Source organism: Peribacillus sp. NPDC097198 (assembly GCF_044762055.1).
GTDB lineage: Bacteria > Bacillota > Bacilli > Bacillales > DSM-1321 > Peribacillus.
The window spans coordinates 250,361-275,277 of the sequence record NZ_JBIWDO010000006.1; the positions used below are offsets into that span (position 1 = coordinate 250,361).

Annotated in this window: 23 protein-coding genes and 1 pseudogene; 9 read left to right on the forward strand and 15 right to left on the reverse strand. The window is 38.6% G+C overall.

Annotated elements, in window-relative coordinates; all coding sequences use genetic code 11:
* Positions 1–150: 150 nt before the first annotated feature.
* Positions 151–1,599, reverse strand: a complete 1,449-nt coding sequence (locus ACIQXQ_RS13135; RefSeq protein ID WP_402873934.1) for a DHA2 family efflux MFS transporter permease subunit — start codon at positions 1,597–1,599, stop codon at positions 151–153.
* A 256-nt stretch (positions 1,600–1,855) separates the two neighbouring features.
* Here ACIQXQ_RS13135 and ACIQXQ_RS13140 point away from each other — a divergent pair, with 256 nt between their 5' ends.
* A complete protein-coding gene (locus ACIQXQ_RS13140) occupies positions 1,856–2,767 on the forward strand; it encodes a TetR/AcrR family transcriptional regulator (protein ID WP_402957957.1) in 912 nt (303 codons plus the stop codon).
* A 199-nt stretch (positions 2,768–2,966) separates the two neighbouring features.
* The gene (locus ACIQXQ_RS13145; RefSeq protein WP_402957959.1) at positions 2,967–3,173 is read left to right on the forward strand and encodes a DUF5316 family protein; all 207 of its coding nucleotides are present in this window, start codon (positions 2,967–2,969) and stop codon (positions 3,171–3,173) included.
* Positions 3,174–3,220: 47 nt separating this feature from the next.
* Here ACIQXQ_RS13145 and ACIQXQ_RS13150 read toward each other — a convergent pair whose 3' ends face one another.
* The gene (locus ACIQXQ_RS13150) at positions 3,221–3,877 is read right to left on the reverse strand and encodes a hypothetical protein (RefSeq protein ID WP_402957961.1); all 657 of its coding nucleotides are present in this window, start codon (positions 3,875–3,877) and stop codon (positions 3,221–3,223) included.
* Between the two features lie 315 nt (positions 3,878–4,192).
* On the opposite strand from ACIQXQ_RS13150, the gene ACIQXQ_RS13155 reads away from it, so the two are divergent.
* The 7 genes from ACIQXQ_RS13155 (at position 4,193) to ACIQXQ_RS13185 (ending at position 10,372) form a co-directional block, all read left to right on the forward strand.
* Entirely contained in the window at positions 4,193–4,576 is a 384-nt protein-coding gene (locus tag ACIQXQ_RS13155) for a YwqH-like family protein (RefSeq protein ID WP_402957963.1), read from the forward strand.
* A 5-nt stretch (positions 4,577–4,581) separates the two neighbouring features.
* Positions 4,582–4,860, forward strand: a complete 279-nt coding sequence (locus tag ACIQXQ_RS13160; protein ID WP_402957965.1) for a DUF5344 family protein — start codon at positions 4,582–4,584, stop codon at positions 4,858–4,860.
* Between the two features lie 15 nt (positions 4,861–4,875).
* Positions 4,876–6,429, forward strand: a complete 1,554-nt coding sequence (locus ACIQXQ_RS13165) for a ribonuclease YeeF family protein (protein WP_402957967.1) — start codon at positions 4,876–4,878, stop codon at positions 6,427–6,429.
* A 111-nt stretch (positions 6,430–6,540) separates the two neighbouring features.
* Positions 6,541–6,876 (forward strand): hypothetical protein, encoded by a 336-nt coding sequence (locus ACIQXQ_RS13170; protein WP_402957969.1) that lies wholly within the window; start codon positions 6,541–6,543, stop codon positions 6,874–6,876.
* A 683-nt stretch (positions 6,877–7,559) separates the two neighbouring features.
* Positions 7,560–7,898, forward strand: a complete 339-nt coding sequence (locus ACIQXQ_RS13175) for a hypothetical protein (protein ID WP_402957971.1) — start codon at positions 7,560–7,562, stop codon at positions 7,896–7,898.
* Positions 7,899–8,796: 898 nt separating this feature from the next.
* Positions 8,797–9,606 carry a hypothetical protein gene (locus ACIQXQ_RS13180; RefSeq protein WP_402957973.1) on the forward strand — a complete coding sequence of 270 codons (810 nt, stop codon included), beginning with the start codon at positions 8,797–8,799 and terminating at the stop codon, positions 9,604–9,606.
* A gap of 430 nt (positions 9,607–10,036) precedes the next feature.
* Positions 10,037–10,372 carry a hypothetical protein gene (locus ACIQXQ_RS13185; protein ID WP_402957975.1) on the forward strand — a complete coding sequence of 112 codons (336 nt, stop codon included), beginning with the start codon at positions 10,037–10,039 and terminating at the stop codon, positions 10,370–10,372.
* A gap of 507 nt (positions 10,373–10,879) precedes the next feature.
* Here ACIQXQ_RS13185 and ACIQXQ_RS13190 read toward each other — a convergent pair.
* The 13 genes and pseudogenes from ACIQXQ_RS13190 to ACIQXQ_RS13250 form a co-directional block, all read right to left on the reverse strand.
* Positions 10,880–11,068, reverse strand: a complete 189-nt coding sequence (locus ACIQXQ_RS13190) for an IDEAL domain-containing protein (protein ID WP_402873721.1) — start codon at positions 11,066–11,068, stop codon at positions 10,880–10,882.
* Between the two features lie 236 nt (positions 11,069–11,304).
* Complete coding sequence (locus tag ACIQXQ_RS13195) at positions 11,305–11,592, reverse strand: hypothetical protein (protein WP_402957977.1); 288 nt, start codon at positions 11,590–11,592, stop codon at positions 11,305–11,307.
* Between the two features lie 12 nt (positions 11,593–11,604).
* Entirely contained in the window at positions 11,605–11,970 is a 366-nt protein-coding gene (locus ACIQXQ_RS13200) for a hypothetical protein (RefSeq protein ID WP_402957979.1), read from the reverse strand.
* Positions 11,971–12,006: 36 nt separating this feature from the next.
* Positions 12,007–12,216, reverse strand: coding sequence for a DUF4083 family protein (locus tag ACIQXQ_RS13205; protein ID WP_402957981.1), 210 nt, complete (start codon positions 12,214–12,216; stop codon positions 12,007–12,009).
* Between the two features lie 236 nt (positions 12,217–12,452).
* On the reverse strand, positions 12,453–14,096 hold the full coding sequence (locus tag ACIQXQ_RS13210; RefSeq protein WP_402958075.1) for an AMP-binding protein: 1,644 nt from the start codon (positions 14,094–14,096) through the stop codon (positions 12,453–12,455).
* A gap of 357 nt (positions 14,097–14,453) precedes the next feature.
* Positions 14,454–15,793 (reverse strand): annotated as a pseudogene (locus tag ACIQXQ_RS13215) (IS4 family transposase); the annotation flags it as partial.
* A 153-nt stretch (positions 15,794–15,946) separates the two neighbouring features.
* Positions 15,947–17,131 carry a DUF418 domain-containing protein gene (locus ACIQXQ_RS13220; protein WP_402957983.1) on the reverse strand — a complete coding sequence of 395 codons (1,185 nt, stop codon included), beginning with the start codon at positions 17,129–17,131 and terminating at the stop codon, positions 15,947–15,949.
* 837 nt (positions 17,132–17,968) lie between these two features.
* Entirely contained in the window at positions 17,969–18,496 is a 528-nt protein-coding gene (locus ACIQXQ_RS13225) for a GNAT family N-acetyltransferase (RefSeq protein ID WP_402957985.1), read from the reverse strand.
* Positions 18,497–18,590: 94 nt separating this feature from the next.
* On the reverse strand, positions 18,591–19,781 hold the full coding sequence (locus ACIQXQ_RS13230) for a thiolase family protein (RefSeq protein WP_402957988.1): 1,191 nt from the start codon (positions 19,779–19,781) through the stop codon (positions 18,591–18,593).
* Positions 19,778–20,641, reverse strand: a complete 864-nt coding sequence (locus ACIQXQ_RS13235; protein ID WP_402957991.1) for a 3-hydroxyacyl-CoA dehydrogenase family protein — start codon at positions 20,639–20,641, stop codon at positions 19,778–19,780. Before ACIQXQ_RS13235 ends, ACIQXQ_RS13230 begins: the two co-directional genes overlap by 4 nt.
* Before the next feature lie 20 nt (positions 20,642–20,661).
* Entirely contained in the window at positions 20,662–22,770 is a 2,109-nt protein-coding gene (locus ACIQXQ_RS13240) for an acetate--CoA ligase family protein (protein WP_402957993.1), read from the reverse strand.
* Positions 22,767–23,942, reverse strand: coding sequence for an acyl-CoA dehydrogenase family protein (locus tag ACIQXQ_RS13245; protein WP_402957995.1), 1,176 nt, complete (start codon positions 23,940–23,942; stop codon positions 22,767–22,769). The genes ACIQXQ_RS13240 and ACIQXQ_RS13245 overlap by 4 nt, the downstream gene beginning before the upstream one ends.
* 184 nt (positions 23,943–24,126) lie before the next feature.
* Positions 24,127–24,906, reverse strand: coding sequence for an enoyl-CoA hydratase/isomerase family protein (locus ACIQXQ_RS13250; RefSeq protein ID WP_402957997.1), 780 nt, complete (start codon positions 24,904–24,906; stop codon positions 24,127–24,129).
* Between the last annotated feature and the right edge of the window lie 11 nt (positions 24,907–24,917).

The window sequence follows — 24,917 nt, forward strand, 5'->3', positions numbered from 1 at the left end:
TACTCCTCCTTTAATAGCTCCTTTTTGGATACCTGTTAGATATTTCTACATCAATTTGCAATTATCCTATTTTTACCATAAAAAAATAAAAAAACATGATCATTAGCCTCTCCCCCAAAAGGAGATGACCATGATCACGTTTTTATTATCTTATGATGTTTGTTTTTCCCTTTTAGCTAGCTTATCTTCTGCAGGCCAAGCACGCTTAATGAAGAATGTTAAGATTAGCGCCAATCCAGCGATGAAGGTTGATACAAGGAAAGAGAAGTTAATGCCATCTAACATCGCTTGCATACCAACTTGCGCTTGCATTTGAGCCATCATCTCAGCTGTAGGCTGACTTGTTAATTTGCTCATGGCAGCAGTCATTAGGTCTTCGCCAGACGAAGTGGCTCGGTTAGACATGACCGTAACGAGCAATGCTGTTCCGATTGCACCTGAAACTTGATTAAGTGTATTATTCATCGCAGTACCATGTGGATTCATACGGGCCGGCAATGAGTTTAAACCATTTGTCATGATAGGCATCATTGCCATGGACAACCCGAACATCCGTACAGAATACAGAACCATAATATTTCCATACGATGTTTCCATAGTCAACTCGCTAAAGTAATAAGTGGTAACAACGGTGATAAGCAAACCAACAGCAGCAAGAACGCGTGCTCCGAACTTATCAAATAGCTTACCGGTAATTGGTGACATGAGTGCCATGATGATGGCTCCTGGAAGCATCAACAGTCCCGAATCGAACGGTGAAATGCCACGAAGCGTTTGGATATACATCGGCATCAAGATCATGGCCGAGAACATTGCCATATTCAGGACAATGGAAATGGCCGCTGATAAGGCGAACATTGGATGGGTAAAAATCCTGAATTCAAGCATCGGCGTTTCCATTTTAAGCTGGCGTACAATGAAAAGAACCAGTGTAACGGCACCGACGGCTAATGTTCCGTATACCCAAGGACTATCCCAGCCCTTGCTACCCGCTGAGCTGAAGCCGTACAGCAATCCGCCGAAACCTAAACTAGATAGAATGACAGACAGAATATCTATTCGAATATCTACTTTTTCTTTCTTGTCTTTCAGTTTAAAGAAGCCAAGAATAAGAACTAGTAACGCAAGTGGAGTAATAAAGTGGAAAAGCATTCTCCAGTCATAATGTTCCACGATCCATCCGGATAGCGTTGGTCCGATAGCAGGGGCAGCCATCATGACTAAACCGAATAACCCCATTGCCGATCCACGCTTTTCAACAGGGAATGACGTTAAAAGAACGTTCATTAATAATGGCATCATGATCGCTGAACCAGCCGCCTGAACCATCCGTGCACCTAATAACAATGGGAATACATGTGCTACACCTGCAACAATCGTCCCGATTGAAAATAGCAACATCGCTGTCAAGAACAGCTTCCGCACAGAATATTTTCTAATTAAGAAGGCTGTTGTAGGAATCATGATACCATTCACCAGCATATATCCCGTTGCCAACCATTGGACGGTTGCCGTCTCGATTTCAAGATCTTTTGATATGGATGGTAGTGCAATATTCAAAAGAGTTGAATTAAGTATGGATATGAATGCCCCGATCATCAAGATGGCTAAAATGCCATAAGGGGCCTTTTTTTCTATCGTTTGAGTAGTACTCACTTTTTATCTATTCCTCCATTCAAACTGTTGGTTCATTTTCTTATACGGTAAGTCTAACTTTCTGCATAAAATATATAATATACTCCTCGCCCATATTTTGCAATATAAATTTCTTACGTGAATATTGGGTTTGTGCTGGTATGGAAAATAGTATACGATTACATTTATACAGGCATTATAATTGACTAAGGGTGATCATATGAATGAACGCAAGCAGAATGTCATCGATACAGCTCATAAATTGTTTATTGAAAAAGGCTATCAAGCGACATCCATCCAAGATATTTTAGATGGCAGTGGCATTTCCAAAGGTACATTTTATAATTATTTCCCCTCCAAGGGAGAATTATTTATGGCCATTTTCAGTTCCTTCTATAAAAAGATCCGCTATGACCGGGAAGAACTATTGATTGGTCAGGATTTGGCGGATATTGAAATATTCATTAAACAGCTAGAAATACAAATGACGGTGAATATACAAAGTAAATTACTCGTCTTAATTGAAGAAGTACGTGTATCAAACGACGAAGAATTGAAAGAATTCATCAAGCGCATCCAATTATTAAGCATACGTTGGATGTATGGTCGTTTTATCGATATCTTTGGGGAAAGTAAAAAACCTTATTTATTGGATACCGCCATTCTCTTTAACGGAATGATGGCCCATATGAGTTATTTCAGCTTCCATGCCAAAGATACCGCTACACCAGAAATTAAAGTCATCCGCTATTGCATGAACCGGATCGTCGATCTAGTTGACGGAGTAGCCAAAAGCAAAGAACAAATACTTAATCCGGAATTAATCAATACATGGCTTCCAACCTCTAAAAATAATTTACATCAATGTCATAATGAGTTAATGAAATCCACCTTGGCCCTAAAAAAGGCAACACACAGATCGCTCCCTTGTCGAGAAGATCAATCAAAAGCAAATGAACTAATCGACTTCATTCAAGAAGAGCTGATGCAAACCAGTAAGCCACGGGTATTTTTAATAGAAAGCTTACTCCATGTTATAAAGACCCAATATGCCTCCAAGTCCAAACAAGATATGGAACAATTCGAGGAAAACGTCAACACCTGCCTGCGCCTATTAGAAAAAGAAATCTAAGGAGACAACAAAAAACACCTTGTCATGAAGGAATTGCGCACAACTTTCATTTCTTAGGTGTTTCCTTATGGAAGAATAAAGAACCTCTTCCTCCCTTCTAGTACCCCATTTGTCGGGGACTTCTACCTTCGCTTAAATAATTGGAACCATTTTCCTTTTGGAACGTAGAGTTACCTAAGATGAATAAGGGGTGGGGCGATTGCTAAAGTTATTCGAGATTATTGGTGTGGTAGGAATAAGCCTTTCAGGAATATTTATAGGGGCCTGGACGACCGGGCCTGAACAAAGAGCTAATTTCCATTCGGAAACGAGTGAACATCGGCAGTTCAGATTAAACATGTCATTGTATACCGGGATTATTGGCATACTGTCATTAGGCATTGCCGGGTTGATATGGTACTTCTAACAGAAAACGAAAAAAAGAAGGTCGCCATTGGTGACCTTCTTTGCGTCTCATTCAGCCCATTTCTCATCATCGGAAATCTGTTCTCTTTTCTTCAAATCAAAGGACTCATAATCATCGTGGAAACAAAAGTAGGAAGGCAACTCAATCATTTGTCCATTCGCTTTTTCCCAACAATCTGCAAACCATTTTGTGATGGCTTGTTTCTCTAATGTATCCAGTTCTTCATCGTTCTCCTCGTAAAAATTCCAAAAGTCATCTATTTCGTTACCTAAGACGATGGAAAATGGTACATCTTCTACAATTCCCACACTACCTGAAAAAATGCTAGAATCCTTTCCCTCATAAAAGACCTCATTAGCTACTCGATCCATGGAAAACATCGTGATGGATAAATAAAAATCATTCCGATCAGCCACGAAATCCAAGAGCTCCACTTCAGAGTAAAAGTTGTATGTTTGTACCTTTTTAAGCTTTTCGATCAAAGCATCCGAATTTGCCTCAAGGTTACCTTCTACGGACTTTATATAGTCGGCAACCGTATAACTTGAATGGATTTCTTCCTTCCTCGTTTCTTCTATAATATTGTCATTGTCGGCACTATCGGCATGGCCTGCACGATCTACTGCCTCTGACTTGGCATCGTTGTCCAGGTTACAACCACCCAACAAAACAGCCCCCACTAATACGATCATGAACTTTTTCAAAACTTCCCCTCGCCTCTTTGTTTTTGCCGCCCATTTATTAAGCAGGAATTTCCATTATAACAAAAGTTTACTATTCCACCATAAGAATGTTAAAAAAGAAACGGAATCTTGAAAACCCTAGCATGCTGCTTTAAGAATATGAACTAATGCAACTTGTTCCATCACCATTCAAAAACAATTTAATGCAGGAATAATTGACTATACTCACACTTTTTTAGGTAATATATACCCATTTATTAAGTTATTTTCCACGTGTTACCATATAGATACCGTGACTATTATCACCATACCTATAAGCATAAGGGGCTGAAAACATTGTCCTACCTAACCGATTTGCAATCCGAATTAACCCTGAAGAAACAACAAGTCGAAAAGTTAAAAACCTGCAAGCATGAATTAGACAGTCTACAAGGAGAATTCCTTCAGAACGAAAGAGTAGTAACGAAACCAGCGCTCTCTTCCCAAACATGGCATGGAACCTTAGCCACTGATTTTACGGAAGTTCGTGAAGACCTAGAATTAGCCTATAAAGATCTATCTCAATCTCAGTTGAATGCAGCGATAACGGCCATCGAAAATAAAATAATGAGCCTTCAATCAGAAATTACTTCATTAGAAACCAGGATTACGGCTGAAATCGAACGACTTGCTAGAGAAGAAGAAGAAAAACGAAGACAAGAAAAGCTAAGAAAGGATTGAATGGTTTGAGTCAAGAAATAAAAGTGAATGGTGAAGATGTAAAATCAGCCATCTCGAAAATGGACCGTACAATGGAATCCTTCAAAACGAAATTAACCGAAGATTTCGCAGCCGGAAATGAATTAGACGTTGTAAAAAAAATCAATGAACTAAACCATCAATTAGAAAAGATTGGCCAAACCTATAAAGAAATTTTAAAAGCTAATAACCAATCCGTACGAACGGCCATACAAGAGGTAGAACAGGTTGACCAACAGCTTTCAACTTCTATAAACGCACATTAGAATATGGAGGATACAATGAGGACACTTCATTCTCAATCTTTACATAGTGGAATAGATGGATTACTAAGCAAAGTAAAAGCCCAAAGGAAACAGGCGAATGAACTGGAGAAGGTTATTCTTGAATTTTTCAATCTCGATGATTCCTTAAAAGGAAAAGGTGGTTCAGCGATACGCTCCTTTTATCAAGATTGGCATATCCCTTTCCTTTCATTCTATGACACTTCTCTTAAAAACTATGAAGCAGTCCTGACGGCTCTTAAAGAGGCTTCTACTGAATTGGAGTCTGATTCAAACGGTTTTATCCGCCAAAGTTTTCTTGAAGGCGAACTCACGACAGGATTAAAGAATGCACATAATGTCACGATTGATTTAGTGGATGAAGCCAACACCACCCTGGATGAGGTACGTGATATCGTTGCCATCGAAAAGCTCAATGACCAGACATTTCTCACCCATTATCAAAGGGCTACTTCTAGAATAAAGGAAACGATTGATAACTTGGGTACGTTCGATACAAGCCAAACAAAAGAACTAGCATCCGTAGAGGATGACATACAATTGATGAACAAATACCTCAATGAAATTCAAGGGATGTTCAGTGGCGGAAACTTCAACATTCAGAACTATGATGTGAATCAATTAAAGGATAAGCCGACATTTTCAGAGGTAAAAAAGCAAGTAGCTTCAGAAGATTTGATGACATTTGGACAAATGCTTACCTCTCCTTTTGCCTATATTAACGGGAAAATGAGTTTTGGCGATAATGTCTTAGTAGGGTATCAAGCTGCTTCCTCTATATCTACCATGTATTTGTCAAAAAAATTAAGTATCCATTACTTTGGTAGTAAACCGACACTATGGCAAAAACTAAAAGGAAACTATGAGTTTTCTGTAAAGGCAGATCCGTCTTGGACATCGAAAGGAAAACATAGTTCGAAAGTTTCTAAATGGCTCTTGGACTTTTCCAGATCCACACCTACTAACCCAGTGATGCAGAAACTACAGAAATTCGCTGCTTCTTACACAAGTCCTTCCCATATGTTAAAACATCTGGCCGGTTTCCCGAAAAATTTCGAACGATCAACCGGTAAAGATTTAGTTAAGGGAACAACTGAAAGAATAAAAACAAATGGTACAACAGGCCTATTAAGTAAAGCAGCAGGAGCTAGAGGATTAACATCTGCCGCTAAAAGGATTCCATTGGTCGGAATTCCAATATCAGCTGCTTCTAATCTCGGTGAGTTTGCTAATCCAGAAAACTCAAATAAATCCTTCTCTGAAAATGCTGGAAGATTCGCATTTGGTTTCACGACAGATATGGTTGCTATTGGTAGTGGCGCTAAAATAGGAGCTACAATAGGCAGTATTGGCGGTCCGGTGGGAATCGTTATAGGCGGTGCAGTAGGAGGCTTAGCTGGCGGTGTAGTAAGCTCTACTTTTGGTGATCAAATCAAAGATGTTGGAGGAAAAGTTGGAAAAGTTACTGGAAAGGTTATCAAAAAATCAGGTGCATTAGTTGATGACATTGGTAGTAATATTAAAAATTCGGTTTCTAGTTGGTTTAATTAAAATTAAAAAACCATATCCAAAGAATTTAATACACTTTTCTAATTCTCATCTAAATAAGAGGAATTTTAGTATTCTCAAATTTATATTCTGATTAATAGAAAGAGGAAAATAATGGTATACAACATAATTGAAGGCATAAGAGTATTATTAACAGGTTTTCTATTAACTCAACTTTCGTATGGTTTCACCATCTTTTTACTAGAAAGTACAATGACAAGTTTTTATGCTCTAGCCATTTATGAGAATCCCAGTAACCGCTATCAAAAATTTGTAAACTTTTTCATGTTCTTTCTCGTTGGTTCAGGTTATCATATTTATCTTAAACTTAGGAAATACAATTGGTTTTTAAGGAAACTTCTATTCTTAATAGCTCTTCTTTTACAAGGAATTGCTTCCGTGATTATTTATAAAATCATTTATGGGACGTTGAAGGCTATTTTTCTATAACGGCGGCTATCCACTGTATGTCTTTGCAGAAGAATAAAATTACTTAAAAGGTTTAGGAGAGTTTAAAATGAGAAAACACATTAAAAATTTTATAGCGAACGTAGCCACAGTCATATTTTTTCTCATAGCGTGTTATTTTCTGTACACTGGCTTTTTAAAATTGTGAAATTTGTATAGTAAAACCCTGCACTAATAGGTATGAGAATTTTAATAGGAAATTTCTATTCCTCATAGCCCTTCTTTTACAAGGAATTGCTTCCGTGATTATTTATAAAATCATTTATAGGACGTTGAAAGCTATTTTTCTATAACTTAAAAAGAGGAATGTCATGGTAGGCGATATAATTCAAGGCATCAGGACCTTTATAACATGTATACTCTCAACACAATTTGCATTTGGCTGTTCTATTTTCTTATTCGAAAGTGCGATGATCAACTATTATGCTATGGGAACTTATAAAAAACCCAGTACTCCGTATCAAAAATTCGTGAATTTTTTCATGTTCACTTTAATTGGTACTGGATTTCACATTTATCTAAAACTCAGGAAATACAATTGGTTTGTTAGGAAACTTCTATTCCTAATAGCGCTTCTTTTACAAGGAATTGCTTCCGTGATTATTTATAAAATCAGTTATGGGATGTTGAAAGCTATTTTTCTATAGTTTTAGAAAGAGGATAAAATGTCACCAGGAACATCTGAAATAATTAGCAATTTAATTGGATACATACTCTCCATTCAACTTATGTTTGGTTTTTTAATCTTTTTATTAGAAAGTACTATGACGAATTATTATGCTCTAGCAACCTATGAAAAACCTAATAATTTCTTCCATAAGTTCGCAAACCTTTTCATGCTTGTTACCGTGGGTACCGGTTATCACATTTATCTTAAACTTAGAAATCATAAATGGTTGGTAAGAAAGGTTTTATTTCTTATTGCTCTTGTTTTACAAGCACTGGTGTCCGTTATTATTTATATAGCCTTGCTTCGTATTCTAGAAGCAATAATTCTTATATAAATATATTTCATAACACAATTTATAGGATAGCATGTGATTTTCTATACAATTACTTTTATAGTTTGTATAGTAAACCTCCTAAATTCAGGAGGTAACAACTGGTTTATTTTTTATACCTAGAAAGAGGAGAACCATGATATATAGCATAATAGAAGGTATAAGACTTTTATTATTATGTATTCTTATAACGCAATTTGCTTACAGTCTCTCCATTTTTTTATTAGAAAGAGCAATGATTAATTTTTACACGATAGGGACTTACGAAGAACCTTCTACCCTTTTTCAAAAGTCCATTAATTTTATTATGTTCACTTTAACCGGGATTGGATACAACCTTTACCTTAAAATCAGCAAATACAATTGGGTTATTCGGAAAATCTTATTTTTAATCGCCCTTATTTCACAAGGAATTGCTTCTATTATTATTTATCACATCATTTATTATAGGACGTTGAAAGCTATTTTTCTATAAGGGTTACATTCCATTTTTTTGAAAGAGGACAATAATGACATATAGTACAATTGAATGGATAGGAATTTTATTACTATATCTCCTCTCAATCCAATGGGGATCTAGCTTTGTAATCTTCTTATTCGAAAGCGCCATGATCAGGTACTATTATATTTTAGGAACTTATGAGAAACCCAGTAACCTTTATCAAAAAACCGTGAACTTTTGCATGTATGCCATGATGGGTGCCGGCTTTTATATTTATCTCAGACTTCGTAAATACAATTGGTTTGTTCGAAAATTTTTCTTCCTTATCGCTCTTATTATACAAGGAATTGCTTCCATTATTATTTACAAGATCATTTATGGGACAGTGAAAGCTATCTTTCTATAACTTATCAAAAAGCGGATACATAACCATAGTTCTTAAAAGGACGTGACATCATAATGAATCATTTGTTAACCTGTACGACTGAAGAATTAGCCTTGATGGTGAGTGTTGCCGGACATCATGAAATCGCAAAAGGTATTGCCGAAACGGCTATTGGGGATAAGTCCGAAAAAGAGTGGTTGACCATTCTTGAAGTGACGAAAAATCAATTGATCATGAAAAACATGTGGAGTGAGGAGCAAGAATCTCGGGAAGAAGTACCATTAACGCAGGAAACTCAGCGTTTCATCGAAAAGTATATTGGCTCAAAACGAATGATTCGCTGCTCCAATTTCCCTCAAAAGTCCGTATTAATGCTTCATCACTTTGAAGAGGATGAATGGCTTTTCCATTTGATCGATCGAGATATCATTCATGAATTCGCGATTATCCCCTCTTCTGAAATCCAGATGATTATTAGAGAATATTATGGAATCTCCTTTGACAAATATCAAGGTGAGGAAGCTTTCTCTCTGACCGAGCAAGCATTTGATTGGTTAAGTAATCCTAAAAAAGTTGATAAAGTACGGAAGAAGTCCAAGTTTACCCAGCAAGAAGAAGACAGTTTCTACTTATTCTCTGATGACCTGCGCACTTATGACTGGACTCTGTTCAACATTTCCAACTTTAGTTTAACGAGTTATGAAGAAGAAGCATACTTAGAGAACATTCTATTCTTTTTACCCTCTGATCGTGGAATATGGCTTGCAGAATATACGGATGATCCAAAAACCCCTGTACATATCCATTTAGCCAACCATGATGAATGGGAAGCCACATTATCTGGCATAGGTGACTTGGCCGCCTATCAGGGACAATCAATATAAAAAAGTTAATAGATTGAGTAAAGCGGAGGGGCCATTTCAATAGAGATTGGCCTTTCGTTTTGAAAAGAGGCAGATTATGTGCACGACATCATTCAAGGTATAAGAATTTTATTATTATGTATTCTTTCAGGACAACTGATGTATGGATTCTTAATTGTCTTGTTCGAAGAAACCATGACCAACTTCTATGCTTTAGGTATTTATGAGCCGCCCAATAATCTTTTTCAAAAAATAACGAATCTCTTCATGTTGATAACGATTGGCTCAGGCTATCACATTTACACCAAACTCAGAAAATACAATTGGTTTATTAGGAAGTTTCTCTTCCTATTTACCCTGTTTTTACAGGCAATCGCTTCTGTTATTATTTATTACGTTATTTATGGGGCTTTGAAAGGTATATTCCTATAATCTTAGAAAGAGGACCTACATGTCATCAGGAAATTTAGAGTTATTCGGCAACATATTAGCATATTTACTTTCAATCCAACTTGCATATGGCTTCTCCATCTTTTTATTAGAAAATACCATGTCCAACTTCTATGCTTTAGGTATTTATGAACCGCCTAATAATCTTTTTCAAAAAATAACGAATCTCTTCATGTTGATAACGATTGGCTCAGGCTATCATATTTATCTTAGACTTAGAAATTACAGCTGGCTTGTTCGAAAATTATTATTCCTGGTTGCCCTGTTTTTACAGGCAATCGCTTCTGTTCTGATTTATAAAACCATTTATGGGGTTTTGAAAGTTATATTTTTATAAGTACCGTTCATGTTAGGGAGAAGATGAGAATGGCATACAGCATTATAGAAGAGATAAGAAATTTATTAGCAGGTTATCTAACCATACAACTTACCTATGGCTTCTGTATTTTTTATTAGAAGGAACGATGACCAGCTTTTACGCTTTAGCCATCTATGAAAAACCTAGTAGCCCTTATCAAAAATTCATAAACTTATTCATGTTCCTTCTCGTTGGTTCCGGTTACTACATTTATCTAAGGCTTAGCAAATATAGTTGGTTTGTTCGAAAGTTTTTGTTTCTAATCGCCCTTATTTTACAGTTACTTGCTTCCCTTATGATTTATTATGCTATTTATGGGATGTTGAAGGTTATTTTTTTATAGCTTATCAGAATGTGATTTTAGCTATGCATAACAGATTTCCTATCAGGGACAATTAAAATAAAGAAAAACAAAGGACCAATTTCAATAGAAGATTGGTCCTTCATTATATACAGATATTAAAAAGCCTGATTCATAAGGCCAATCTAACAGAGACTCTTCAATTCATTGGTTAATCTTATAAATTCCTGCTTATCACGGGTTTCCAACGAATGATCGATTTCTTTTTCGATTTGAGTTTTCCGGTAATCACTGAGGGCCTTGATAAGTACCATTTCTGCCAACGTTTCCATCATCTCAGGTTCTAGTGGTGTTATAGGCAATTGCTTCTCCATTCGAAACCAACTCCTTCACCTTTTTTCTATTATATTGGACAACTTGAAAATTAGTATCATTCTTTATGTTTTCTTAAAAATATACATTAGTAGTAAGACATCTTTTTTTGTGAACCGTTCCCCTCTCCCTTCTCTTACTCTCATGATTAACTGGATTTGACTTTTCTATACATGAAAATAAAAAAAATCCTACCCTTCTATTATTAAATAAGAAGAGTAAGATTTTATGATATGAGCTATTTCCTCCTGAGTTTTAGTAACCCCCAAGATAACAAGCCTGTAATTCCTACAAAGATTAAGTCAATAAGTATCCATTCAGAATCAATCCTATTATAATGGTAATCCTCGTCGTGAAAATAAGTGAAATTCCACCAATAGAAAAGCACGGATATGCTTATATGAATGATGGGTCCTACTATAATTTTCTTTGTAACCAATGCTGATCCTGTTCCTATTACAACAGCAATCGGGAGGATAAGCACTTCTAAGACGTAAGGATTAAACCAAGTCGATGCACTTATCATTCTAGTCCTCCTCTAATGAGCAGCTTGTTCCTGTTTCAATTTCTTCCACCGGGAATAGATATCCAAACACGACATCAATAGAATCAGCCATAGGAAAGGACTATCAAATGCAATTCCCGCAGGCGATTGGCCTCCGAGAATGGTCAACAAAGCTAGTAATGAGAGTAAATAAAAGAGGGAAAGCACTTGCCACTGGAGCCATTCCCTAGGATTCCCATCACTGAATCTCTTAAACAAAAAACTGATCACATATATGACGAACATCAGCCATAGGAAAATACCATCTGGAATCACCCATACAAACGATAGATTCGGGAAATAATCCAGCACAATGACTGGTGTAAAAATAATAAGCATGATTACTTGTAATGACTTCATTTTGCCCTCCGCTATTTCGGTTACACCCTCTTTCATTCAACTATCCCGGTGATCCATTTTCTTATTAATGGACCGGAGTTCATCTTCAATCCGAGTGAGCCTACTATCTATATCTGGTTGATTACGATTCTTGCCTGAATTCTTAAGTAGCCTACTGATAAACGCAGTGAATGAAACAAAGAATAAAGCGAAAAGTGCAAATACGATGATCATCAAAATGATTCCTGGTACCCCAATATTACTCATTAAAACAGCTCCCTTCACTATCCATTTTATACCAAGATGATAGTGGAATCATACCTCATTATGCTAATAACAATATGCCCTTTTACTAGAATAGTTTAATTCGACGTTCGTTTGCATTAATACAACATTCAGCCTCATTAATTCAACATTCGTGGCAATAATTCAACATTCACACCATTAATTCAACATTCACTACAAAACAAAGCCGATAGCCACTTGCCGCTATCGGCTTTCTCTCACTCTTTTAATAATCTCCGTAATACCTTGCCTGAACTGGTTGTTGGCAAGCTGTCCCGGAATTCAACGTAGCGGGGATATTTATAGGACGCCATCCTGTTTCTTGACCAATCGACGATCTCCTCCTCGCTGATTTTCCCTTTGTACTCCGGTTTCAATACGATGAAGGCTTTCACGCTTTCGCCCCTGATCCCATCTGGCACACCAACTGCGGCAACTTGTAAAATCGCTTCATGGTCTTTCATCAAGACTTCCACATCTTCTGGAAAAATGCTGTATCCGGAGGATTTAATCATCTCTTTCGTACGGCCAAGAAAATGCAGATAACCTTCCTCATCCAGCATTCCAATGTCACCTGTATGGACCCAGCCATTTTTTAATGTTTCGGCTGTCGCGTCTGGCCTATTCAAATATCCTTTGAATACGCCAGGGTTCTTCAACACGATTTCCCCTCGTTTACCCGGCCGTAAATCTTCTCCTGTTTCGATGTCAACGATGCAAATTTCGGTATCGAATGTCGGAATGCCACAAGTATCAAACTTGATTTTATCAATCGGCATGAATGTATCACATGTATGCGTTTCACTTAACCCATACGAGGCTTCATACAAAAGACAACCATCGGTCAATTCCCCCCATGCCTTTGCAAGCTTTTCATCGACCGGAATGCCAAAACTAGTCGCGAAATTCAATTCAAGTGAAGTTAAGTCTCTTCCTTCGATACCGTGAGTATTCAAGATGGCTACATTCATAGGGGCGACCGTATATAATTTATTCACTTTATACGTCTCTATGGCACTGATTGCCGCCTCTGGCTCAAACCTTGTCAATGCCACACACATGCAGGCACTATATATAGGAATATTGACGCCCATCACCATCCCGGCAATATGGCAAAATGGAGCGCCTGCCAGCGTTTTGTCGCTGTGCGTGATGAAAGAACTCTGAGCAGTCGCTGCCGTTTTGAACAACGCGTTCCCATATGTAAGCATCGCCGCTTTCGGCCTCCCCGTCGTACCCGAAGTGAAGACCATCAAGGCCACATCTTCCCATATATTCACTTCTTCCACTTCTTTTAGAACCTCATTCGTATAGAGAATTTCAAGAAGATCAAACGTTCCTTCCATTGTCACTTTCTCCGCCAAAAACTCGACTGGCAACGGCAAAGTGGGAGATTCCGAAAGAAAGTCAGCGTAATGGGTGGTGATGATAAATTGTAAAGATTTTGCCTTGCCTTTCACCGCTTCCATAGTTGGATATAACTCCTGGCCGGCAATCACGGCCTTTATATCCGCCTCATTGATCAAATATTCCAGTTCCGCTTCTTTATACATCGGATTCAAGGGAACCACTATAGCACCAAGCATTTGGATGGCGTAATGTCCAATGAGGTATTGCGGACAATTCTGCATGAACAAAGCGATCCGGTCACCCTTACCCACACCTTGGTCTTTGAGAAACTGGGCAAGCCTCCCCGTGTCATCCTGAAGCTGGCTCCAAGTCAGATTGTTCCCATAGTACACATACGCCGTTTCCTCCGGACGTTCCTTCGCATTATCCATCAAGTACTCATGAAGCGGCTTTTCCCCTAAGCGGTAATGCAAGGTTTCCAAAACACCTTTTGGCCAGCTTTTCTTAGTCATTGATTTCACGATCCATTCCTCCTATTAAAAGAATCACAAATGGTTGGAAGCGTTATCATATTTTTGCAATGGACCTAGTTGAGGAACAAACGGATGAGATGTAGAGAAGCGTCATGATGTGGAATCGAAGGGAATAATTTTTAGAATATTCTAATATCAATTATATTTCATCTTATCTTTAAAATCTAGGATAGTCCCCCTGTAAAAAAAATTCCTCAGTAACTTGAACAGAGTATAAAAATAGCATTTGGCGGGCGCTTCCACATGCACATCAAGTTAACAACGACGGATACTACTAGTAGAGCCGTTTCTACAATAAAACTGTCTATGCTAATGAAAAAAACATGCCAAATAAACCTTTCGCCCGTTTTTCTGTAGGAGGGCAAACAGGCGAAGCAGTATCTTTGATAATTCTTGGGTGCTTTTTTGTATCGCTTGAAACAGTAGTGAAAAATAATCTTTGATGATATAAATGGCTTTATATTCGCTGAGTTCTCGTTTTTTCTTGGTGAGGAGTAGCTGCCACATTTGAAACATGGTGGAGGAACAGAGGAGAATGCCAATCAGTTGACCATAGAGATGACATTCTAATCGCTCTTTTTTTATCTCTTTACAATGATCTATTTCAAAGAAGGATTTCCATGTTTTAAAAAGTAATTCAATTTGCCAACGTAAAGAATAAAGATCGTGAACGTGTCCCATTGGGACATCTTCTTGTGGCGTATTGGTTATGTATACATTCATAGCACTCAACCGTTTACTCCGTTCTTTCATGACAATACCTTTCTTTTTCTCCTTTAACGCTTGATTTTTCCAGCGTTTTCGGGTTTGTTCTTCCGTAAGTCGATGGATAATGACCCTAGTCGGCAACTTTTGATACTGGCCAATGTAAACGTCAGAGATCTCATAGGTTTGTCCTGGTTTTAATTTATGCATGATTTCTTCTATATCCAATTGAATATACTCGGTTTGTTTTTTGAGCGTTCCATTTTTGAAGGGTCCGGGATCAGGATTCCTCAGATAAATCCGAGTGTTTAATTATAAGCGAGAAATATAATAGGCTCCTTTCTCATCCATTTGATGGAGATCTTTCAAATCAAAATAACCTAAATCGCGTATACATAAATCACTTGTTTTAGGTTCGATCATTTTGTTTTCCTGGTCCTGAGTGAACGTGTAGGAATTGACCGCTAAGAAGATCATATTCTAATTGAATCTTTACGCCAGCTGTATGGCTACTGCCTCCGGATCCTTGATAGGTTGAGGCAAACACATCTGGAAGTTGAAAGGTCGTAGAATCCAAGATTCGTATACGCTGAAACTGGGAAGCATAACAATGAGTAAGAACCTGAGAGGTATATAGCTTTTGAGTAAGCAAGGAAGTGAATACGTGTTGTAGAAGCTTGACAGCCGAAGTATTAAATCGCTAGTTGAGCCCTTCAGGACTTATTAAGACCCCCGTTGAAGATTCTAGTGAACTACATAACTGTGTCAGGGAAGTACTCGCTACTTTTTGACTTAATTAACCACACGCACAATGCTATTAAATCTTTGGCTTGGTACTTACTCGTCCTTTGAACAAAGCCTACCTTTTTGGCCAGCTGTTGGAGAGCTTGTGGAGACAAAGATCGTTGTAATTCCTGTGAAAAGAGAGTAAGTTCACAAATGAAACCTCGTGACACATAAAAAAACACCATCCTTTCTACATATTACAGAAAGAATAGCGTTTTTTTCGTATTATGGATACAATTTGGCTTTCGCTTGATGGTGAAGGGGCGCTACCCCTGTCCCCCCTTGCTTTGTTAATAGCATCCTCCATTTAATTCAGTATAGGAAGCCTTATCTTCATTTTAGATAGCGATATCTCCTTTATTTTTCGACAGCTTTTGCCGCTTTCCGTAGGTCAATGTTCGCCAAAGCCATTCGAAAGGTCCAAGCCGAAAATTCTTAAGCCATAAATTGCTGAAAATGATTTGCACTATAAAAACACCAATGAAAATTAATGCGGACTCGTACAATGCTATTGTTCCATATAAGCGCATGATAAAAAAGATCACGAACCCAATTAATGTTTGAGTTAAATAATTGGTTAAAGCCATCTGTCCATATAAGCGAAGCGGAGATAGAACCTTTTGAGCAAAGCTCACACGCAGTAAAAGCATTAAAGTTGTCATGTAGAATGCCGATAAAGTAATTCCGCCTGCTTGTAAATAAAGCGTTTCGAAAGCTTTTATTAAAGCAATTGGATCTTTAGCAACTTGGCAGTAATACAACAAGCCGATTAATGGTATACTTGCAAGCCCTGAAGCTGCCTGAATCTTCTTTAACGGTTTAATAAACTGTTCAATATGTTGAAAAACCCCTATTTTTCCTGTATATAATCCGAGTAAGAATATACCTAAAAGCAAAGGTATAATAAGCAGATGTTCAGGTGTTTCAGTTAAAACTTCGGCGTTAAAATGCCAGATAAGCCAGTCAGCATACTCTAGTGTATGATAGGCTTCAATCTGCGCTTCTTTATGAAAAGAACCATACAATAAAGAAGGATTATTCAAAAACATAAAACCGGCAAGACCATGGACAAGAATGATAAATGCTGATATAAGCGAGACTCCCCATACGAGTATTGTTTTCGGTTTGCGGTTATAAAAGAATAAAAGGAAATAGCCGGTAACCGCATATAACAACAAAACATCTCCTGTCCAAAAAAACAGCCGGTGAATGATTCCGAAAAGCAATAAGAAAAACAATCTGCGAGCGAAAAGTTTTTTTCCATATCCCTTTGCTTCAGCCCTCGACATAAAAATGAAAAAGCTTAACCCGAACAAAAAGGAAAACAGAACAAAGAATTTATTGGATATAAAAAGATTTAAGAATATTTCTATCCACTGATTTATCGTAACCTCTTCTTTTTCAAACGGGGTAAAAATACCCAGCATAATCGGCAGATTCACCATAAAGATTCCTAACAGGGCAAAGCCGCGTATACAATCAATCGTACCAATTCTTTCTTTAATCAATAGATTTGTATTCATAATAGCTCCTTTCGATAATTATGAAGTGTAAAGCGGTCCGTTTTCCACACTATTACATTCTAGTACTGTTCAATGCAAGGTACCTTGCTAAAAAAATAAACTAACACACTTTTTCCTGCTTGTTAGTTTGAAATAAAGTTTTTTTGCTCAGCAAGTTATTTTTTTAAGGTAATTTCACCCTTGTCTGTTTCAATCGTCAAGCTCCGTTTTTTATATTTTTACCATATTGATCACCCGATTCTTTATTATGTAGTAAATAATGAAAGGTAGTTTACAAAAATCAGTATTGTTTAATAACAGGTACCATTTAATAACATTATATTCCATAACTATTAAATAATGCAAGGTAGTTTATTCCTCATAAACAAAATGTGAGCACCAGATAAATAGAAGTAAAAAATTGTTAGCGATCCGACATCTGCAGATTCCTCCAAGATTATTTCATCATTGACACCAAAATTAGGGGTACTACCCATGCCCATCAAGCTAATATTTTGAAATATCCCCAAAATAAATATTTTATCCCTTCATAGTTGTCCATGGGAATTCAGCTCATTTTTTTCGTTTTGGGGTAACTCGTTCTTGTTAGCTTGATGGCGATGGGACGCTTCCACCAAATGCTTATTTTTGTTCCAACTTGTTAGAAGTAATCCTGACCTTTAAAAGGTTACTAACCCAACCAATATAATTAAGAAACCTCCTATAATATAGAAGGATGCCCTCATAAATTGATCCTGTTTGTTTATAGTCTGAAGAATACTTTTCAAAAACTTATTCATTGTAAATTTCCCTCAAAATTATTCATTTGGAAAATTGATACAATAATTATAGAATACATCAGTTTGTACCGGATAACATGGTAGTCAACGTATAATAAACAAAATGGAGATTCTGTCCATTCATTTCGAAGCCTTCTTCACTGGTAGCCACTTTCTTGAAGCCGTTTTTCTCCAAAACTCTTTGGGAGGGAATATTAGTAGTGGTCGTCTTTGCATGGATTTGTTTGATATCTTTATTGACGATTTTCTTTAGTAATAATTGCAGAGCCCTATTGGCAATCCCTCTTCCAGTGTATATTTGACCTACTCGATAACCAAGATGCCCTATTCTTTGGTTTTCTTCGATATCTACCACATTTATTCTTCCTAAAATGGAATGGTGGTTATCCTTGATTAAATAGAAAATGGAAGCTCCTCGTGTTTGTTCATCGAGTAATGCTTTATGGCTTTCATTGAAATGAGCAGGGGTATAATAGTCATCTCCACGAGACGGGACCATTTCTTCAAAAAAAGCTCTGTTTTCCAGTTCGAATGCTAACAACTCTTCCATATCTGAATCTTGTAACTCCTCTATGAATATATCCATTTATGCCGCCACCCTTCTATCAATTAAGTAGATTATACTATGAGATCAATCCCTACATTAATAGGAGCGGGGCAACCGTCCATTATTTTTTGGTCTATTTCATTGTTTCAATAACGGCTGAAATACCCATACCTCCACCTATACATAGGGTGACTAACCCATATCGACCATTACGACGTTCTAGTTCATAGAGAATCTTAGTTAGTAAAATCGCACCTGTTGCCCCAAGTGGGTGCCCCAATGCAATGGCTCCTCCGTTCACATTGATTTTGTCCAGTCCCACGTTCCACTCCTTAATCACCGCAAGGGCCTGGGCAGCGAATGCTTCATTTAATTCGATTAAATCCAGGTCTTCCATTGAAATATTCGCAACTTGTAATGCTTTTTTCGTGGCAGGTACTGGTCCAATCCCCATGACTTCTGGGGATACGCCTACTGCTGCATGTCCAATAATGCGTGCGCGTGGTTTAAGGCCCAGCTTCAAAGCTTTTTCCTCAGACATCAGCAACACGGCTGATGCACCATCATTGCGACCACTACTATTACCTGCTGTGACGCTTCCTCCTTTTTTAAATACAGGCTTTAATTCGGCTAACTTTTCGGGAGTCGTTTGTCTCGGATATTCATCTTTGTCGAATATCACCGTTCCTTTTCTAGTCTTCACTTTATACGGGATAATTTCATCTGCAAAGCGGTTTTCTTCAATCGCCTTTAAAGCAAGTGACTGACTGCGAAAAGCAAATGAATCTTGCTTTTCTCTTGAAATCCCATACTGCTCCACCAAGTTTTCGGCTGTGAGTCCCATTGTAAATTTGCCATATTGATCCTCTGGTTGTGAACGGGGTTGGCTTTCTGTATTCGGATCAAGCAATTGCCCGTTATTTGCACCAAGTCCATAACGAATACCTCTCATGTAATAGGGTGCTGTACTCATGCTTTCTGCCCCACCTGCAATGATGATGTCGCTTTGCCCACATTGAATTTGTTGAACGGCATTTACGATCGATTGTAATCCTGAACCACATTGTCTATGTACTGTGTATCCGGCCACTTCTACTGGAAGACCCGCGCGTAATGCAGCAAGACGCGCAAGGTTAGGGGAGTCGGCACTTTGTTTTGCCTGACCTAATATGACTTCATCAACAAGACTCGCATCTAGATTGGATCGCTTAACAATGGCATCGATCACGGAAGCCGCCAAGAAATCAACTTCCACCTCTTTTAGTGTTCCCCCCATTGTGGCAATGGGGGTCCGGACTGCATCTACAATTACAACATTTCTCACTTCTTACACCCCTTTTCATCATATTCATAAAAACCGCTACCTGATTTCCTACCAAAACGACCGGCCTTTACATATTTACTTAATAAGGGACAAGGCCGATATTTTTCACCCAATGTTTGATATAAATACTCCATATTCTTTAAACGCGTATCCAAACCTACCAAGTCTGCTAATTCCAATGGTCCCATTGGATGATTGAGTCCCAGTTTTAACGCTTGATCAATGTCATGTGCAGAAGCGACACCTTCCATTAGCATGGTCATCGCTTCATTTCCAATTAAACAGTTCATACGGCTTGTTACAAATCCTGGGAACTCATTGACTTCAACCGTTTGTTTATTCATCTTTTCCCCAACGGCTTTTGCAAATGCCATCGTATCATCACTTGTTTGTAATCCCCGGACAATTTCAATAAGCTTCATCTTATGAGGTGGATTAAAGAAATGCATCGCAATGCATTGTTCAGGCCGATTCGTTTGGGCCGCTATTTCTGTAGGACTCATTGTTGAGGTATTCGTAGCTAAAATCGTGTGTGGTAAACAATATTCATCTAACTTTTTAAAAATTTCAATTTTCAACTTCATGATTTCCGGTACGGCTTCAATCACTAATTGAACGTTCGAAGCCGCTTTTTCAAGTGACGTTTCATAGAAAATCCGTGCGATTGCCTGCTGCTTTTGATCCAAACTGATGATCTGCCTTTCAACAGCCTTCTCCAGTTCTTCTTCAATAAACGCTTGCGCTCTTTGTAAGGTATCTTCATCCACATCATTAAGTTGTACAGTGAATCCGTTTTGAGCAGCGGTTAATGCAATTCCCCTACCCATCAATCCACTTCCGACGACGGCTATTTGTTCCATTTCCCTCTCACCCTTCTCTCTCATAGACTCCCATTCATCCGTAGAATCCGTTCATAGTCCACCAAATACTTCATGGCTTTAACAATCTTTTCTGGGTTTGGATAGACGAAGAATTGTTTTTCCTGATAGAAAGATACTGCTTTTGGTGCGATCGCAGTTGCCCCTAAGCGCCCAACGATTATCGGTTTTTGGTGCGATTGGAAGACTTCATAAATGGCCTCGGCAATGATAAGTGCTCCCGGGTCGGCATTCGATGTTAGCATAACGAGCACACCATCGATTTGTGAATCTTCCACAACGGCTGTTAATACTTTCTTAAACATATCAGGGTTTCCGATTATCTCCGCCGTTACGTCAACGGGATTATTCGCTGCGCCAAATACAGGAATGTATTGCTTGATCTTCTCGGCAGTTTCTGTAAGTTCAGGTACCTCAAGTCCATTCGCTGTGCATAAATCGGCAATTACACTACAAGCACCACCAGAAGCTGTAACAATCCCAATGCGATTGCCTTTAGGCAGTGGTTGTTTTTCAAATATCGCAGCAACTTCAATTAAGTCCTCGATTTGTTCCACGGGTAATACATTATATTTTCTAAAGGCCGCCGAATATACCGCCTCATCACCGGCGATGGAACCCGTATGTGATTGAACGGCCCGCTTTCCTACTTCAGAACGTCCTGTTTTATAGACAAGGACTGGCTTTTTCGCATCTAACGCTTTTTGGGTCGCACGTTCAAATGCCTTTGCATCTTTTAAACCTTCCATGAAGGCCGAGATAACTTTCGTTTGTGAATCTTCAGCAAAGGTTTCAATAAAATCGGATGTTGTGAGATCGACTTCATTTGCCACTGTTACCCATCGGCTAAAGCCCACTTTATTTTCCCAAGCACGACTGAGTAAAGCACTACCCATCGCTCCACTTTGGGAAATGAATCCGATCCCGCCGGCCACTTTTTCTTTCGTTGTTAAAGCTGAACCGAATGCCATATACACATTGTCATTTGGGCTGGCAACACCGATTACATTTGGACCGACGATCCGAATCCCCGCTTCTTTAGCGATACTTAATATTTCTTGTTGTAAAAGGGCCCCTTTTGCTCCGGTTTCAGCAAAACCCGATGAATAGATAATGACATTTTTAATCCCTTTTTGTTGGCATTCACGCATGACGCCAGGGACACTCTGTGCTGCCACAATAATACAAGCCACATCAATTGGCTCAGTTACATGGGTTAAAGAAGGATATACGCGATGACCGAAAATTTCATCTGCCTTAGGGTTGATTGGAAACACTTTCCCTTTAAACTGATTTTCCACCAAATACTTAACTAGGCGGCCACCATTCTTCTTTTCATTAGACGATGCGCCTACAATGGCTATTGATGAGGGATGTAATAGTTTATCTAGGTTTTCTAAACTCCGGCGCTCCCCTTCAAGTTCAATGACCGGCTCATTTAAAATGCGCACATCACAGATGAGTGGACCTTCTGCAGAGAAGATAACAGGATTCAAGTCTAACTCCATAATTTCAGGATGGAGGGTTACAAGTTCATTAAGCTTCTGGCAAATGTCCACAAGTAGACTCATATCGATTCCGGCTTGATCGCGGTATCCCTTTACTAGTTCGGCACTTTTCAACTCATCTACCATGCTTAGAACATCCTGCTTGCTTACGGGCATAATGCGCATGGAAAAGTCCTTCAAAATTTCTACGAATGTACCACCCATCCCCAGAACCAAAAGATGTCCGAACACGGGGTCCCTTTTGATTCCTAAGATAAGTTCTAACCCCTTTTGGGACATTTTTTGAATTAAGACGCCCTCTAATTTCGCCGAAGCATCATAGGCGATGGCATTATTAGTAATAGCTTCATAGGCTTCTAAAAGTTGCTGCTCATCTTGAATATTCACTTTGACAATACCGGCTTCCGTTTTATGCGTAATTTGCGGGGACATACCCTTTAACACAAGTGGATAGCCAATCTTATCAGCAAAAATCACTGCCTCTTCGCGTGTTTTCGCCAATTCAGCAGGGGCAACAGGTAATTTAAACTTTTTTAATAATTTCGCCCCTTCATATTCCGTTAGAAATGTCTTCTCCTCCACCATTTGTTCTGTCAAAGTCATTTAACCACCTTCTCAATCTCAGGCTTTTTTTTACGTTGGCTAAAGCGCAGTTCAAATACTTCCTCAGCAATTTTATTTTTCAGCATTTCTGGTGTACCACCTGCAATCATCCAACCACGAACGCGACGGAAAATATATTCCAATGGATAATCCGTTGAGTAGCCATATCCACCAAAGATCTGTACTGCTTCATTTGCCACCTCAAATGCGGTTGTATTGATATAACACTTTGCCATTGAAGCCTCTAATGGGCTTGGAGCTCCTTTATCTGCATTCGTTGCTGCTTTATATAACAAGAGGCGACCAGCTTCCAATTTCATTTTCATTTCGGCCACCTTCCACTGAATGCCTTGGAACTCAGCTAGTGGACGCCCGAACTGTTCACGTTCCTTTGCATGTTCAACTGCCATATCAAAAGCAGCTTGTGCTAAAGCTAATGAGCGTGAAGTATTACCCATACGTTCGATGTTAAACATGGTAAATAACTTTTTGAACCCATTATCCGGAACCAGGATATTTTCAATCGGTACTTCACAATCTTCGAAGAATAACGCACAATGTTCCTCACCTGACATATGTGTTTCCGTTTTTCCTAGTGTGAATCCTGGTAAGCCACGTTCAATCAAGATGGCTCCCGAGCTACGAACATCATCACCGAAACGGACCCAGACTACGTAATATTGATTATGGGGACCATGTGTATTGAATACTTTCGAACCATTTACGATGACTTTATCTCCCACAATACGTGCTCGTGTTTCCAAGTCGGTTGTAGCTGAACCTGCATTGGGCTCACTCATGGCAACAGAGATTAACTGTTCACCCGCTAAGATCCCCGGGAGAGTACGGGCCTTCAATTCTGGTGAACCATAGGCGGACAATTGGCGAATCGCCCCAAAATTCCCCACCTGGAACATATCAGCCGTATTCGGGCAAACTTTTGCGATTTCTTCCATGACGATAATGGCTTCCATTAACGTCATTCCTTGACCGCCATCTTCTTCCGGTAGCGTCATGCCCATCAAACCGTGTTCTGCAAGAATCCGTGCATTCTCCCATGGCACCTCACCGTTTTTTATCCATGTGTATGCTTTTTCCGAGAATTTTTCTTTTGCTAAATTTTTCGCCCACTTTTTTAAATCTTCCTGTTCTTTTGATAATGTAAAATCCATATCTAGCACCCCTTTAGTAGTTTTATAGTTGGAATTAAATAGTTTAATCCACTCCCTTTATATATAAGCAATTTTGATGCCAACTTAAAAAACATAGGGAATCCTTTACTTCAATGCCTTTTAATACACCCATAAATAAAAAAACGTTTAGTTTATGAACAATTTCGTTCATAAACTAAACGTTTCACTTTCCTGCGAAAATAGGTTTTCTTTTTTCAATAAATGCTTGTGTACCTTCTTGTTTATCTTTTGTCCCAAACAAAAGAGATTGGGCTAACTTTTCTAATACTAGTGCTGACGATAAATTTATCTCAGCTCCCTCTTTCACGACTAACTTAGCTAGCCGGCAAGCGATGGGCCCTTTGGTAATGATTTTTTGTGCTTTAGTAATGACTGCTTCCCATAGTTCTTCTTGGGGTATGACCGCCGAAACGACTCCTAGCCTTTCAGCTCGTTCCGCTGTCATCACATCCCCCGTTAAAATGAGGTCCAGCGCGACCCCTTTGTTAATCAAACGGGATAATCTTTGAGTTCCCCCTCCACCTGGAATGATGGATAAGTTTAATTCTGGAAAGCAAAACTTTGCATTCGCAGAAGCAATTCGGATATCACAGGCTAACGCTACTTCAAATCCCCCACCAAATGCATACCCATTGATGGCGGCAATCGTTACCTTTTCACAATTCTCGATTTTCTCACATAACACGGACAAGTCAGCCTCTAAACCTTGAATAGGTGTTTTCACGGTCAGCTGGTTAATATCCGCACCGGAAATAAATGATTTACTTCCGGCTCCCGTCATTACAATGACTTGGACTCCATCGTGATTTACCCATTTATCTATGGAAGCGGAAAGTTCTTGGATGGTTTCTTTATTAAGCGCATTATGGACCTCTAACCGGTTTACTTTAATAATTCCTAGTGCGCCATCTTTATACACGTCTAAATATTTGAATTCACTCATCCTTGTAGCCC

What these genes read in the sequence shown, in the direction of transcription:
- ACIQXQ_RS13175 (WP_402957971.1), top strand. Translation starts at nt 7,560, where the DNA reads ATGTCACCAGGAACATCTGAAATAATTAGCAATTTAATTGGATACATA.
- ACIQXQ_RS13250 (WP_402957997.1), bottom strand. Translation starts at nt 24,906, where the DNA reads ATGAGTGAATTCAAATATTTAGACGTGTATAAAGATGGCGCACTAGGA.
- ACIQXQ_RS13235 (WP_402957991.1), bottom strand. Translation starts at nt 20,641, where the DNA reads ATGGAACAAATAGCCGTCGTCGGAAGTGGATTGATGGGTAGGGGAATT.
- ACIQXQ_RS13245 (WP_402957995.1), bottom strand. Translation starts at nt 23,942, where the DNA reads ATGGATTTTACATTATCAAAAGAACAGGAAGATTTAAAAAAGTGGGCG.
- ACIQXQ_RS13140 (WP_402957957.1), top strand. Translation starts at nt 1,856, where the DNA reads ATGAATGAACGCAAGCAGAATGTCATCGATACAGCTCATAAATTGTTT.
- ACIQXQ_RS13135 (WP_402873934.1), bottom strand. Translation starts at nt 1,599, where the DNA reads ATGATCGGGGCATTCATATCCATACTTAATTCAACTCTTTTGAATATT.
- ACIQXQ_RS13220 (WP_402957983.1), bottom strand. Translation starts at nt 17,131, where the DNA reads ATGAATACAAATCTATTGATTAAAGAAAGAATTGGTACGATTGATTGT.
- ACIQXQ_RS13190 (WP_402873721.1), bottom strand. Translation starts at nt 11,068, where the DNA reads ATGGAGAAGCAATTGCCTATAACACCACTAGAACCTGAGATGATGGAA.
- ACIQXQ_RS13200 (WP_402957979.1), bottom strand. Translation starts at nt 11,970, where the DNA reads ATGAAGTCATTACAAGTAATCATGCTTATTATTTTTACACCAGTCATT.
- ACIQXQ_RS13240 (WP_402957993.1), bottom strand. Translation starts at nt 22,770, where the DNA reads ATGACTTTGACAGAACAAATGGTGGAGGAGAAGACATTTCTAACGGAA.
- ACIQXQ_RS13225 (WP_402957985.1), bottom strand. Translation starts at nt 18,496, where the DNA reads ATGGATATATTCATAGAGGAGTTACAAGATTCAGATATGGAAGAGTTG.
- ACIQXQ_RS13205 (WP_402957981.1), bottom strand. Translation starts at nt 12,216, where the DNA reads ATGAGTAATATTGGGGTACCAGGAATCATTTTGATGATCATCGTATTT.
- ACIQXQ_RS13180 (WP_402957973.1), top strand. Translation starts at nt 8,797, where the DNA reads ATGAATCATTTGTTAACCTGTACGACTGAAGAATTAGCCTTGATGGTG.
- ACIQXQ_RS13170 (WP_402957969.1), top strand. Translation starts at nt 6,541, where the DNA reads ATGGTATACAACATAATTGAAGGCATAAGAGTATTATTAACAGGTTTT.
- ACIQXQ_RS13210 (WP_402958075.1), bottom strand. Translation starts at nt 14,096, where the DNA reads ATGACTAAGAAAAGCTGGCCAAAAGGTGTTTTGGAAACCTTGCATTAC.
- ACIQXQ_RS13185 (WP_402957975.1), top strand. Translation starts at nt 10,037, where the DNA reads ATGTCATCAGGAAATTTAGAGTTATTCGGCAACATATTAGCATATTTA.
- ACIQXQ_RS13165 (WP_402957967.1), top strand. Translation starts at nt 4,876, where the DNA reads ATGAGGACACTTCATTCTCAATCTTTACATAGTGGAATAGATGGATTA.
- ACIQXQ_RS13195 (WP_402957977.1), bottom strand. Translation starts at nt 11,592, where the DNA reads ATGATAAGTGCATCGACTTGGTTTAATCCTTACGTCTTAGAAGTGCTT.